Below are 12,737 nucleotides of genomic sequence, written 5' to 3' on the forward strand. Positions count from 1 at the left end.
GCCGGAGGTCAGCCACGCGGGGCTCCGACCGGGTTCGCCGACGCCGTCGTCCGGCGCAGCGTGAGGCCGCGCGGAGACTCGACGAATCCGGCATCCCGCAATGCGCGACCCACCGCGGTGCCGTACACGAATGCGCCGTTGACCTGCTCGATCGTGAGGGTGTCGAGGCGGCGTGCGCGCGCCGTCATGGCGAGGTCCCGCGTGGCGGCCCCGAGCCGCGCTTCGTCGTCGGTGAAGGCGAGCGCGGACTTGCCACCGCGCTCGAGGTAGATCGTCAGCGCGCCGTCCACGAGCACGACGAGCCCGCCGGCCTTGCGCCCAGGGCGGTGCGACACTCCCTCGAGGGCGGGCCAGGGGAGCGCGGCGCCGTACGGGTTGGCCGGGTCGGTCGCCGCCAGGGTGACCGCGTTCAGCGGCGCCGGGTCGGGGAGCCCGGCGAACTCGCGCAGGCGGTCGACGGTCGTGGAGGCCGCGAACTGCGCCGCGCCGAGCTTCTCGATCACGTAGCCGCGCCGGCAGTGCCCGGCCTGTTCGAACCCGGCGAGCACGCGATACACCTGGGCGAAGCCGCCGGGCACCCCCTCGGCCTGGACCGAGCCGCGGGTGACCACGCCGTAGCGGTCGAGCAGGAGGCTGGCCGAGGCGGTCGCCCGCAGCGTCGCGTCGGGCTCGGCGGCGGGCAGCATCGACCAGCGACCACCGAGCGCCGGCGGTCGTGGCGGGGCGCTCGCGGTCGGGCGCGGCAGCGCGACCCCGCGGTACATCCGCGATCGCGGGGCCTTGCGTGCCACGCGGTGCGTCTGTGCGCCGCCGCCCAGCAGCGTCCGGATGGGGGAGAAGGTGTCGTTGGTGACGCGTCCTGCCCACGTCAGGTTCCACAGCGCCTCGATGACGGACTGCTCGTTCTCGGCGTCGGTGAGCTGGCGCAGCTGGGTGGCGAAGTAGGCGCCGCCACCGGCGAGCGACTCCAGGAGCCGTGCCTCGAGCGACTCCGCGGCGATCTCGACATCGGGCTCGGCGAGCGTGAAGGGCGCGGTGTCGGCGGGATGCAGGGCGATCCAGCCGTCTCGTCCGGGCAGCGAGCCGTGGCCCGACCAGAGGACCTCACCGGTGGCGGTCAGCTCATCGAGCATCGTCGGCGCGTAGTCGCGGACGCGCGCCGGGAGGATGAGGGACTCCCAGGCGCTCGCCGGGATCGGCACCCCGGCCAGCTGCTCGACGACGGCGGCGACCCCGTCGAGGCCCTCGAGTGGACGGGTGACGTGCTGCCACATCGGCAGGAAGCGCGCGTAGGACTCGGGCGAGACCGGCTCGACGCTGCCGCGGATGGCAGCGAGCGAGCGCATCCGGAGGCGGCGCAGCACCTCGGTGTCGCACCACTCGGGGTCCAGGCCGTGCGAGGAGTCGTCCGCGCGTGCCTCGGGCAGGAAGAAGCCGCTCGTGACACGGCCCTGTCCTTCGAGGCGCTGCAGCGTCTGCCGTGCGACGGCGATCCCGACGCCGAACCGGGTGGCCACGGCATCCGCCGTGAACGGGCCATGCGTGCGGGCGTAGCGCGCGGTCAGATCGCCGAGCGGATCGGCGACGGGTTCGAGGAACGCGACCGGGATGCCGACGGGCAGGGCGACCCCGAGCGCATCGCGCAGCCGTCCGGCGTCCTCGATCGCCGCGACCCGCGGGACGCCCGCGATGGTGACGGCGATCGCCCGGCGCGCGTCGATCAGCGCGGCCAGGTGGGCACCGGCGTCGTCCGATTCGGCCCCGTCCGCCGGTTCGAGCCGCTCCGCCACCTCGGCCGCGTCGAGCGGTCCGAGCATCCGGAGCAGGTCCGCGACGCCTTCGAGCCCGCGTGCGCGCCGCTCGGGATCCAGGCGCTGCGCTTCGCGCTCGAACTGCACGATGATGTCGGGGTCGAGCAGCTCGCGCATCTCGATCTTGCCGAGCAGTTCGCTCAGCAGCGCCGGATCGACGGACAGTGCGGCGGCCCGGCGCTCGGCCAGCGGCGAGTCGCCCTCGTACATGAACGCGCCGACATATCCGAACAGCAGATCGCGCGCGAACGGCGACGGCTGGGTCGTGGTGGTCTCGACGAGCCGGATCTTGCGCTCGCCGATGCCCCGCGCGATGCGCAGCAGCGCGGGCAGGTCGTAGACGTCCTGCAGCACCTCGCGGAGGGTCTCCAGGATGATCGGGAACGTGGGGTGGCGGCGGGCCACCTCCAGCAGCTGGGCGGAGCGCTGCCGCTGCTGCCACAGCGGCGTGCGCTTCATCGGGTTCATCCGCGGCATCAGCAGGGCACGCGCCGCGCACTCCCGGAACCGCGACGCGAACAGCGCGGAGCCGCCCACTTCGTCGATGACGATCTGCTCGAGCTCGTCCGGATCGAAGACGAACAGCTCCGCGCCGGGCGGCTCGGCCGCGGCATCCGGTACGCGGGCGATGATCCCGTCGTCACTGGCGACCGCCGATCCTTCGACGCCGAGGCGCTCGCGGATACGGGCGTTGACGGCCAGCGCCCACGGCGAGTGCACTTGCATGCCGAAAGGGGAATGCAGGATGACGCGCCAGTCGCCGACCTCGTCGCGACTGCGCTCGACGGTGAGGCTCTTGTCGGTCGGCAGGCTGCCGGTCGCCTCCTTCTGCTCGTCGAGGTAGGCGAGCAGGTTGGCGGCGGCGCGGTCATCGAGCCCCGCTTCGCGGAGGCGCTCCTGGGCCTTGGCGCGCGGGGCGGTCGACACGTCGCGATTGAACTTCCCGAGCGCCTCGCCGAGCTCGGCGGGCCTACCGATGCCGTCGCCGTGCCAGAATGGGAGCTTGCCCGGCTGCCCGTACGCAGGCAGCACGTTGACGCGATCATGGGTGATCTCGACGATGCGCCAGCTCGTGGTGCCGAGGGTGAAGACGTCGTTCACTCGCGACTCGTAGACCATCTCCTCGTCGAGCTCGCCGACGCGGGCGTTCTGCGATTCGCCGGCGACGAAGACGCCGAACAGCCCCCGGTCGGGGATCGTCCCGCCGCTGGTGACCGCGATCCGCTGCGCCCCGGGGCGGCCCGTGAGCGTACCGTTGTCGCGGTCCCACACCAGGCGCGGGCGCAGCTCGGCGAACTCGTCGGACGGGTATCGTCCGGCCAAGAGGTCGAGCGTGGCTTCGTAGGCGGAGCGGGGCAGGCTGCGGAACGGCGCGCTCCGCTTGACGGTCTCGTACCAGTCCTCGACGTCGATCGACCCGAGTGCCGAGGCCGCGACGGTCTGCTGGGCCAGGATGTCGAGCGGGTTCTGCGGCACGGTGATGGCCTCGATCTGCCCGGCCAGCATCCGTTCCGTCACGATCGCGGTGTGCAGCACGTCGCCGCGATGCTTGGGAAAGAGCGCGGCGCGGCTGACCTCGCCGACCTGGTGGCCGGCGCGCCCGACCCGCTGCAGGCCGCTGGCCGCGCTCGGCGGAGCCTCGACCTGGATGACCAGGTCGACCGCGCCCATGTCGATGCCGAGCTCGAGGCTGCTCGTGGCCACGACGCAGCGCAGGACGCCGGACTTCAGCTCCTCTTCGACCTGTGCCCGCTGCTCTTTGGAGACCGAGCCGTGGTGCGCCTTGGCGAGCACCGGTTCCGCGCCCGCGGTGATGCCGGCCTGTGCCATCGTGGCGGCGGGGATCGCCTTCTCCGGCAGATCGAGTCCGAGTCGCTCCGAGTAGATCTCGTTGAGCCGTCCGGTCAGGCGTTCTGCGAGACGACGGGAGTTGGAGAACACGATCGTGGACCGGTGCGCCAAGATCCGGTCCACGATGGCCTCTTCGACGTGGGGCCACACCGACCCGGTCATCTCGGTGCTCTCGGGGCGACTGTCGCTCGCGAACCAGTCCTCGCCGTCGGTCGCGGCATCCGAGGTGGCAGCCTGCTCCGTCCCCGGCGGCGGTGGGGGATTGAGCATGTCCTCGACGGGCACGATGACGCGCAGATCGTACGCCTTCGTCGCCCGCGGTGCGACGATCTCCACCGGGGCGGAGCCGCCGAGGAAGCGCGCGACCTCGTCGATCGGGCGCACGGTGGCCGACAGCCCGATGCGTTGCGCCGGACGCTCGAGGAGGGCGTCGAGCCGTTCGAGACTGACGGCCAGATGCGCGCCGCGCTTGGTCGCGGCGACCGCGTGCACCTCGTCGACGATCACCGTGTGCACGCCCGTCAGGGTCTGCGCCGCCTGGCTCGTGAGCATGAGATACAGCGACTCGGGGGTCGTGATCAGGATGTCGGGCGGCGCGGTGACGAGCTTGCGCCGGTCGCTGGAGGTCGTGTCACCCGACCGCACGCCGACCGAGACCTCGGGCACGCGCGTGCCCAGTCGCCGGGCTGACTGGCCGATGCCGACGAGCGGCGAGCGCAGGTTGCGCTCGACGTCGACGCCGAGCGCCTTGAGCGGCGAGATGTACAGGATGCGCGTGGCGGGCGGCTTCGGGGTCGAGCGGGCCGCCTTCTTGACGGGGACGGATGCCTCGGCCTCCGGCTTCTCCCGGAACACGCGGTCGATCGCCCAGAGGAACGCCGACAGCGTCTTGCCCGACCCGGTCGGCGCGACCACGAGCGCGTGCTTGCCCGCGGAGATGGCGTCCCACGCGCCCTTCTGCGCGTCGGTGGGCGCGACGAACGCGCCGCGGAACCAGTCCGCCGTCGCGGGACTGAACCGGTCCAGCACGTCACCCATCCCCCCATCTTCGTCGCTGTCGGCGACATCGGGGCGAGTGCGACGTGCGACGTGCGGGCGGGATGTCCGCGTTCGCCAGGTCATAGTCTGTCGAGACAGCCGCTTCAACGACGCCGTTGCCGACGACAGGACCCAGGATGCCCCGCCGCCCCGCACTCGCTATCGTTCCGATGCTCGCGATGCTGTTGATCTTCACCGGCTGCACGCCCGCCCCCGCGCCGAGGCCGTCCCCGACGGTGGCCTTGTCGACACCGGAGCCGTCCCCGACCGCGGAGGCGCTGGTCGTCGCTCCGGGGGATAAGCCGCCGCAGGTCTTCGGTGGCGACTGCCATGCCGCGATATCGGAGGAGGCGTTGTCGGAGGTCACCGGCATCGCGGGGATCGAGTTGACGCAGCGTGATCCGACATGGACGAGTTCGATCGACAATGTCGGCGGGTTAGCGTGCGAGTGGGTCGGCGGTGATGTGTCGGGATCGTTCCAGGTACTGCCTCGTCAGATGCTCGGGGACACGGTCTTCTCGGTGTGGGAGCAGTCGCACATCGGCGAGTGTGAATGGGGCTGCAGTTGGATCGAGGAGACGGATTCGCTCTGGATCGGAGGGTATGCCACGGATCTGCCCGAGCGCGGGCGTGCCGAAGCCGACCGTATGGCGGCAGAGATCAGCGCCCTTATTGTCGGCCGAGCGGCCGCGTCCGACCTCGCATGGGAGCGCGACACGTCTGGTTGGTGGCCGGTCGTCGACTGCAACTCGGTAGCCGTGGCGATTGGGCAACGGCTCAATGCGACCCTGTCCGCGACTTCCGCCGGCTATCACGATCCGCCGCTGCAGGCGACACGGGCGGGAGACTTCGCCTCGAACCGTACCTGGTGCTCATTGGAAGAGTCCGGGCAGACGATCGCTCTGGGGATCCTGGAGTCGGGGATGGCCTGGAACGTGCCCTGGGCAGGGCTCGGCGAGCCGCACGATCTCGGCGTTGCCGGCATCACATCGTTCCTCATGGAATCCAGTGGTTACCTGGGTGGGACCAACTACGAGATGACCGACGGGGTGAATGCGCTGTCCGTTGAGGCAGCCCTCGACACACGGTGGACGACGGAGCAGATCGCAGCGGCCTTCGCCGACTTCGCCGGCTCCGGCCTTCGCTGATGAAACGCCGGCGGGTGGGTCTGCGCAGACGTGCGGGCTGCTGCGGCTACGCGTCGGCGTTGGGCATGAGGAACCACAGCAGGATGTAGATCCACAGCGACAGGCCGAAGAAGACGACGGCGAGCACTGTCAGCACTCGCACGGCTGTGACGTTCCAGCCGAAGCGGTTGGCGACTCCGCGGCAGACGCCGGCGAGCATGCGCCCCTGTCGGGGTCGGGCGAGATTGTTCATATCTCCATCCTGTCGTGCGGGATCGGGCTGCACGAGGGGGCTAACCCCCGATCTCGGTCAACGACCCGTCGGGGCCGAGCTCGAGTCGAAGGTCGAGCCCGAGCCGGTCGAGGAACGCGTCATCGTGGCTGACGACCAGCACGGCACCGCGATAGACGGCCAGCGCCTCCACCAACCGGTCGACCGTGTCGAGATCGAGGTTGTTGGTCGGCTCATCCAGCACGAGCAGCTGCGGCGGCGGGTCGGACAGGAGCAGCCTGGCCAGCGCGACGCGGAAGCGCTCGCCGCCGGACAGCGTCCAGACCGCGCGCTCCACGGCGTCCCCCCGGATCAGGAATCGCGCGAGCCGATTGCGCAGTTCGGCCGGGGTGACGTTCGGCGCCGCGGCGCGGACGTTGTCGAGGACGGATGCCGTGTCCACCAGTCCGTCCACCCGCTGCGGGAGGTACGCGACGAGGTCGGTGAGCGCCTCGGCGTGTGCACCACTCCGCCGATCCGCGGCCGAATCGGCGGGAGGGGCCGTGTCCGGGTCTTCCAAATCCGGCTTGGAGTCGGCACCTCCGACGAGCCGCTCCAGCAGCGTCGTCTTACCGACGCCGTTGGGGCCGACGATCGCCACGCGCTCCGGCCCCTGGATGATGAACGTCCGCGACCCGTCATCGAGCGTCGCGATGCGGCGCCCGGCCGGAACCCCCGGATCGGGCAGGTCGATGCGGATGCCCTCATCGTCGCGCACCCGCCGTTCCGCGGCATCCCAGGCCGCACGGGCGGAGGCCTCGCGTCCGGCCATGCCGCCGCGCAGCTTGCCCGCGGACACCTGGGCCGAGCTCTTGCGCAGGCCCGCGACGATGCCGGGTACCCGCTTCTCGACCTGTGCCTTGTTCCCCGTGCGCTCGCGTTTGGCCAGCGTCGCCTCCGCGCTGATGCGATCGCGCTTCTCGCGGCGGAAGGCCTGCTCGGCGGAGCGCTCGGCGTGCTTCGCGGCGTCCTGCTCGGCATCCAGCCACGCCCGCCACTGCGAGTACGGGCCGCCGAACAACGACAGTGCGCTCTCGTGGAGCTCGGCGGTGTCGTCCATCAGCTCGAGTAGAGCGACGTCGTGGCTGACCACGATCAGGGCCCCGCGCCATCCGCGCACCATGTCGTACAGGCGCGCGCGGGCGACGCGATCGAGGTTGTTGGTGGGCTCATCCAGCAGGGTGATCGGCGCACCGCTCAGGCGGATGCCGGCCAGCGCGACCAGCACAGCCTCGCCGCCGGAGAGGGTGCCGACGTGCCGGTGGAGCGCGTCCGGCGGCAGACCGGCATCGCCCAGCGCCGCCTCCGCGCGCGCTTCGATATCCCAGTCGGAGCCGACCGTGTCGAAATGTCGCGGGTCGACGTCGCCCGACTCGATGGCGCGCAGCGCCGCGAGCGTCTCCGCGATACCGAGCAGCTCGGCGACGGGTCGGTCGACCTCGAGCGTCAGCCGTTGCGGCAGGTACGCCACCTCGGCCGAGCGCGAGACCGTGCCATCGGAGGGCGCGAGCTCACCGGCGATCAGCCGCAGCAGCGTGGACTTTCCGGAGCCGTTGCGGCCGACGAGACCGGTGCGGCCGGTGCCGAACGAGCCAGAGACCTGATCGAGGGCGATCGAACCGTCCGGCCAGGCGAAGGTGACGCGGTCCAGAACGATGGAGGGTGCAGAAGTGTGAGTGGGCATGAAGCCTCCCGGGTGTCAGGGATGCACTGACACCGGATGCCCAGAGAGGGCAGTGCTCACACGGAGGGAGCGTCGACGGGTCAGCGCGCGGAAGAGAGCGCGGAAGCGTCGATCTTTGTCACCGGAGGACCTTACGTCGGGAACAGGAACCGCCAGACTAGCGGATGCCGCGGCATCCTGTCTGCCCGTTCGCTGAACGTCGCGTCATCCCGCCGCGACGGCCGGACCTTCGGCGGCGGCGGCGAGCTGCTTGTCGAGGAACGCGCGGACGTCGCCCAGCTCCGCCTCGGACACGCTGTGCGTCAGGCCCGGGTATACCCGACCGCTGAGCTCGACGTGGCGGGGGAGCCAGTCGATGGTGTGCTCCACGAGCTCGGCCGGGATCACCTCGTCGCGGGTGCCCCGACCCCAGAAGACCGGCGGCCGCAGCTCCGCGAGTTCCTCGTCGTGGTCGAGTTCGCCGGGACTCACGTAGCCCGACAGGTTGACGACGAACGCGAAGCGGTCGGGGTCGAGTCGCAGCGCCTGCAGCGCGATCGCCGCGCCCTGCGAGAACCCGAGCAGCCCGATGAGCGGCGCGCCGGCGGTGGTGGCATCCGCCCACGACAGGAAGGCGGATGCGGCGGCGGTGACATGCGAGGAATCCCGGCCGTCGAGTCCCTCGATCGGATACCAGGAGTACCCGGGCGCCGGGAACGGCGGGGACAGCGGCGCGCGCACGGCGGCGACCACGAACTCCTCCGGCAGGTACGGCGCGAGGCCGAACAGGTCGCGCTCGTCGGCGCCGTACCCGTGCAGGAGCACGAGCACCGGCCGTCCGGCGCGCTCGTCCTCGGGCGCCGACCACAGCACGACATCGGCATCCAGGCGCAGCGAAGACTCGGTCATCCGCCCATCCTGCCAGGCGGTCCTGACAGGGACACCCGACGCCGGCCGCCAGCGGAGCACCCCTCGCTGAGGTATACAGGACACATGCCGGTGCGCACGCCTGATCCCGATCCCAACGAGAACGACGACGAGGGTACCCCCCGCGATCCTCTCGGCGGCATCGGCGCGTCGTTCGGCTCGAGCGGGCACCCGCTCGGCGACGGGTCATTCGGATCGCCCACGCCGGGATCGGCGTCAAACCCGGGCTGGCTGTCCGATATCGAGCTCGCGGAGGCGCGTCGACGCCTGCCCATGCTCTACGTCGAGGCGCTGCCGGTGCGCACCGACGGACTCGGCACCGTCACCCAGGTGGGGATCCTGCTGCGCGCGACACCCGTCGGCGAGATGACGCGCACGCTCGTGAGCGGCCGCATCCGCTACGGCGAGACCATCCGCGACGCCCTGTTCCGGCACCTCGAGAACGACCTCGGACCGATGGCCTTCCCGCTGCTGCCGCCGCAACCGCTGCCCTTCACGGTCGCGGAGTACTTCCCGATCCCCGGCGTCAGCGCGTTTCACGACGACCGCCAGCACGCCGTGTCGCTCGCCTTCGTCGTGCCCGTCACCGGCACGTGCGAGCCGCGTCAGGACGCGCTGGAAGTGACCTGGCTGACACCGGAGGAGGCGGCATCCGATGCCCTCTCCGCCGAGATGGAAGGCGGACGCGGCACGCTGATCCGCCTCGCCCTCGCGAGCGTCGGCGCGCTGCGCTGACCCGTCGGATCAGGCCGTCGTGAGGCGGGCGAGCTCGGCGACGAACGCGTCGACGTCGGCCTCGGTGGTGTCGAACGAGCACATCCAGCGCACCTCGTTCTTCGCCGCATCCCAGTCGTAGAACCGGAACGACTCGCGCAGACGGTCGGCGACGCCGTCGGGCAGCGTCGCGAAGACGCCGTTCGCCTGGGTCTCCTGTGTGAACGCGACGCCCGAGATCGATCCGTCGGCGATGCCGGCGGCGACGCCCGCCCGCAGTCGGGCGGCCATCGCGTTGGAGTGCGTTGCGTTGCGCAGCCACAGGTCGCCCTCCAGCAGCGCGATCAGCTGCGCCGAGACGAACCGCATCTTCGAGGAGAGCTGCATGTTGAGCTTGCGCCCGAAGATCAGACCCGCGGATGCCTCGGGGTTCAGCACGACGACGGCTTCGCCCAGCATCGCCCCGTTCTTGGTGCCGCCGTAGCTGAGGACGTCGACACCGACATCGCGGGTGAACGCCCGCAGCGGCAGGCCGAGGGAGGCCGCGGCGTTGGAGAGGCGCGCACCGTCCATGTGCAGGTGCATGCCGAGTCCGTGGATGTGGTCGGCGATGGCCTTGAGCTCGTCCACGCTGTAGAGCGTGCCCAGCTCGGTGGACTGGGTGAGCGAGACGACGAGCGGCTGCGCGCGATGCTCGTCGCCCCAGCCCCACGCCTCGCGGTCGATCAGTTCGGGCGTGAGCTTGCCGTTGTCGGTGGGGACGGTCAGCAGCTTGATGCCGCCGACGCGCTCGGGGGCGCCGCCCTCGTCGACGTTGATGTGCGCGGTCGATGCCGCGACCACCGCGCCCCAGCGGGGGAGCATCGACTGCAGCCCGACGACGTTGGCGCCGGTGCCGTTGAACACCGGGAACGCCTGGACGCCGTCGCCGAAGTGTCCGGCGAACACCTCCTGCAGGCGGGTCGTGTAGACGTCCTCGCCGTACGCGACCTGGTGCCCGTCGTTCGCCGCCGCGATGGCCGCGAGGACCTCGGGGTGGATGCCGGAGTAATTGTCGGAGGCGAAGCCCCGCACCGTGGTGTCGTGGAGTGCAGTCACGAGGTCCAATCTAGTTGTGACGGCGGTTCACAATTCAGTCCCTATGGATTCGGCGGAGCCGCCGATCCCCGAGAACACACGAAGAAGGCGCGGCCGCCGAAGCGGAGAAACTGAATTATGAACCGGTGAGGTCGATGACGGAGTCGTTGACGGATGCCGCGTCCTGGGCCCAGAGGCCCGCATAGGCGTCGGCGAGCTTCTCTTCGAGCCCCGCGAGCTCCTTCACCCGGAAGATGACCGCGGCGGAGGTGAGCTCGGTGCCCGCGTCGCGGGCGGCCTTGGCGTAGCCCTGGGCGACCGCCCGGGTCCAGGCTTCGCTGGCGGCCTTGACCGTCGCGTAGTTCGCGCCGCCCGCGAGCGGACGGTTCACGACGGTGGAGGACACGATCGCCAGGCGTCCGGCATCCGAGGCCCGCAGGTCCTCGTCGAACGCGCGACTGACGTGCCGCAGCGCGGTGAGGGACCGCTCGAGGAACCGATAGTCGTCGTCGGATTGCCCGGCGAGACCGCCGCCGCCGCGCCATCCGCCCACCAGGTGCAGGATGCCGTCGATCCGGCCGCTCTCGTGCAGTCGCTGCGCGAGCCCGGCGACTGCTGTTTCGTCGGTGAGGTCGCAGACCTCGGTCTGCACCTCCGGCAGCTCGGCCCGGAGCTCGTCGAGCTTCGCCGGGTCGTGCCCGACGACGATCACCCGGGCCCCGGCGGCGAGCAGGGCGCGCGCTGCCGCGCGCCCTGCCGCACTGGTGCCGCCCGAAAGCAGCACCTGCCGGTCGTTCATGGCGTCCTCAGTCATCTGTCCCGCGGATGCCGGCGGTCGAATCGATCACCGGGCGCATCTTCTTCTCGAGCGCCTCGTAGAACATCGACAGCGGGAACTCGTCGTCCAGCACCGCGTTCGTGTACCCCGAGACGGGGCCGGCGAGCACGTCGTCCGACAGCCCCCGCGCCCACACGGACGCCGGGTTCGGCGCGAGAACGCCGCGTACGAGTTCGTACGCCGCGAGCCAGTGCGCCGTCTTGGGGCGGTCGATCGAACGCCAGTACAGCTCGTCGATCGCATCGCCGAGCGCGATCACCGGGGCCGGCACGTCGTCCCAGTCGAACGCGAGCGACGTGTCGGTCCAGTGCAGCACCCCGTGCTGGTGCATCCACGCGAACAGCAGCTGGCCGCCGAGCCCGTCGTAGTTGCGCACCCGCGTACCGGTGATCGCGAACCGGAAGATCCGGTCGAAGATCACCGCGTACTGCACCAGCCCCGCGTGCTCGAGCATCGCGGCCTCGGCGACCGACAACTCGTCGGTGCGCGCCCGCAGCCGCTGCTCGATCGCGACGCTCTCCCGGAACGCCGTCAGATCGCACCGCAGCTCCTCCAGCGAGTAGAGGAAGTACGGCATCCGCTGCTTGATCATGAAGGGATCGAACGGCAGATCGCCGCGCATGTGCGTCCGGTCGTGGATGAGGTCCCACATCACGAACGTCTGCTCGGTGAGGTCTTGATCATCGAGCATGCGGGCGGCCGCGGCGGGCAGCTCGAGCTTGGTGATCTCGGCGGCGGCGCGCACGACCCGGCGGTACCGGGCCGCTTCGCGATCCTGGAAGATCGCGCCCCACGTGAACGTCGGGATCTCGCGCATCGCGACCGTCTCGGGGAACAGGACGGCGGAGTTCGTGTCGTAGCCCGGCGTGAAGTCCACGAGGCGCAGCGAGACGAACAGCTTGTTCGCGTACTCGGTCTCCAGCTCGGCGATGAACTCCGGCCAGATGACCTCCGCGATCAGCGCCTCGACGAACCGATTGCTCGACCCGTTCTGCGTGTACATCGGGAAGACGACCAGGTGACGGATGCCGTCGACGCGCTGCCGCTGGGGCTGGAAGGCCACGAGGGAGTCGTAGAAGTCCGGCTCGGCGAAGCCCGCGGCATCCCATTTCGCGAAGTCCGCGACGGATGCCTCGAGGTACTCCGCGTCGTGCGGGAACCGCGGTGCGAGCTCGCGGATCGCCGCGACGATGGCGTCGACGTGCGCCCGGGCGGCGGGGTGGTCGGCAGGGTCGGGAACGGAGCCATCCTTCGCCTGGAGCCCCTGCAGCGCGGTCGCCGACGCCTTCAGCGCCAGCCAGGCCGCCGTGGCCTCGACCGGGGTGCCGCCGTCCTCGACAACCTCGGGTTCGCCGATGATGGCCTTGGTCGCACCGTGGGTGGTGGATGTGGCGTTGCTGGACATGGGAACCTCCGATCA

Annotated in this window: 9 protein-coding genes; 2 read left to right on the forward strand and 7 right to left on the reverse strand. The window is 70.8% G+C overall.

Annotated features, from left to right (window positions below; genetic code table 11):
- Nucleotides 1-8: 8 nt before the first annotated feature.
- Nucleotides 9-4,700 carry an ATP-dependent helicase gene (locus tag ASD65_RS15130; RefSeq protein WP_056223875.1) on the reverse strand — a complete coding sequence of 1,564 codons (4,692 nt, stop codon included), beginning with the start codon at nucleotides 4,698-4,700 and terminating at the stop codon, nucleotides 9-11.
- Between the two features lie 137 nt (nucleotides 4,701-4,837).
- Here ASD65_RS15130 and ASD65_RS15135 point away from each other — a divergent pair, with 137 nt between their 5' ends.
- The gene (locus tag ASD65_RS15135) at nucleotides 4,838-5,848 is read left to right on the forward strand and encodes a hypothetical protein (RefSeq protein WP_156378891.1); all 1,011 of its coding nucleotides are present in this window, start codon (nucleotides 4,838-4,840) and stop codon (nucleotides 5,846-5,848) included.
- A 46-nt stretch (nucleotides 5,849-5,894) separates the two neighbouring features.
- Here the strand turns inward: ASD65_RS15135 and ASD65_RS15140 are convergent, their stop codons facing one another.
- From ASD65_RS15140 to ASD65_RS15150, 3 genes are all read right to left on the reverse strand, one after another.
- Nucleotides 5,895-6,080 carry a PspC domain-containing protein gene (locus tag ASD65_RS15140; RefSeq protein WP_056223879.1) on the reverse strand — a complete coding sequence of 62 codons (186 nt, stop codon included), beginning with the start codon at nucleotides 6,078-6,080 and terminating at the stop codon, nucleotides 5,895-5,897.
- Nucleotides 6,081-6,120: 40 nt separating this feature from the next.
- Complete coding sequence (locus ASD65_RS15145; protein WP_056223881.1) at nucleotides 6,121-7,782, reverse strand: ABC-F family ATP-binding cassette domain-containing protein; 1,662 nt, start codon at nucleotides 7,780-7,782, stop codon at nucleotides 6,121-6,123.
- Nucleotides 7,783-7,986: 204 nt separating this feature from the next.
- The gene (locus tag ASD65_RS15150; protein ID WP_056223883.1) at nucleotides 7,987-8,670 is read right to left on the reverse strand and encodes an alpha/beta hydrolase; all 684 of its coding nucleotides are present in this window, start codon (nucleotides 8,668-8,670) and stop codon (nucleotides 7,987-7,989) included.
- A gap of 84 nt (nucleotides 8,671-8,754) precedes the next feature.
- On the opposite strand from ASD65_RS15150, the gene ASD65_RS15155 reads away from it, so the two are divergent.
- The gene (locus ASD65_RS15155; protein WP_056223885.1) at nucleotides 8,755-9,423 is read left to right on the forward strand and encodes an NUDIX hydrolase family protein; all 669 of its coding nucleotides are present in this window, start codon (nucleotides 8,755-8,757) and stop codon (nucleotides 9,421-9,423) included.
- Between the two features lie 9 nt (nucleotides 9,424-9,432).
- On the opposite strand, the gene ASD65_RS15160 is transcribed toward ASD65_RS15155, so the two are convergent.
- From ASD65_RS15160 to ASD65_RS15170, 3 genes are all read right to left on the reverse strand, one after another.
- Nucleotides 9,433-10,500 (reverse strand): threonine aldolase family protein, encoded by a 1,068-nt coding sequence (locus ASD65_RS15160; protein WP_056225057.1) that lies wholly within the window; start codon nucleotides 10,498-10,500, stop codon nucleotides 9,433-9,435.
- A 115-nt stretch (nucleotides 10,501-10,615) separates the two neighbouring features.
- On the reverse strand, nucleotides 10,616-11,293 hold the full coding sequence (locus ASD65_RS15165; protein ID WP_056223887.1) for an SDR family NAD(P)-dependent oxidoreductase: 678 nt from the start codon (nucleotides 11,291-11,293) through the stop codon (nucleotides 10,616-10,618).
- The gene (locus ASD65_RS15170; RefSeq protein WP_056223890.1) at nucleotides 11,286-12,722 is read right to left on the reverse strand and encodes a DUF6421 family protein; all 1,437 of its coding nucleotides are present in this window, start codon (nucleotides 12,720-12,722) and stop codon (nucleotides 11,286-11,288) included. Before ASD65_RS15170 ends, ASD65_RS15165 begins: the two co-directional genes overlap by 8 nt.
- Nucleotides 12,723-12,737 lie beyond the last annotated feature (15 nt).

This window comes from Microbacterium sp. Root61 (assembly GCF_001427525.1).
In the GTDB taxonomy this organism is placed as follows: Bacteria; Actinomycetota; Actinomycetes; order Actinomycetales; family Microbacteriaceae; genus Microbacterium.

Coding starts and splice junctions, on each gene's coding strand:
- ASD65_RS15130 (WP_056223875.1), bottom strand. CDS start 4,700: ATGGGTGACGTGCTGGACCGGTTCAGTCCCGCGACGGCGGACTGGTTC.
- ASD65_RS15135 (WP_156378891.1), top strand. CDS start 4,838: ATGCCCCGCCGCCCCGCACTCGCTATCGTTCCGATGCTCGCGATGCTG.
- ASD65_RS15140 (WP_056223879.1), bottom strand. CDS start 6,080: ATGAACAATCTCGCCCGACCCCGACAGGGGCGCATGCTCGCCGGCGTC.
- ASD65_RS15145 (WP_056223881.1), bottom strand. CDS start 7,782: ATGCCCACTCACACTTCTGCACCCTCCATCGTTCTGGACCGCGTCACC.
- ASD65_RS15150 (WP_056223883.1), bottom strand. CDS start 8,670: ATGACCGAGTCTTCGCTGCGCCTGGATGCCGATGTCGTGCTGTGGTCG.
- ASD65_RS15155 (WP_056223885.1), top strand. CDS start 8,755: ATGCCGGTGCGCACGCCTGATCCCGATCCCAACGAGAACGACGACGAG.
- ASD65_RS15165 (WP_056223887.1), bottom strand. CDS start 11,293: ATGACTGAGGACGCCATGAACGACCGGCAGGTGCTGCTTTCGGGCGGC.
- ASD65_RS15170 (WP_056223890.1), bottom strand. CDS start 12,722: ATGTCCAGCAACGCCACATCCACCACCCACGGTGCGACCAAGGCCATC.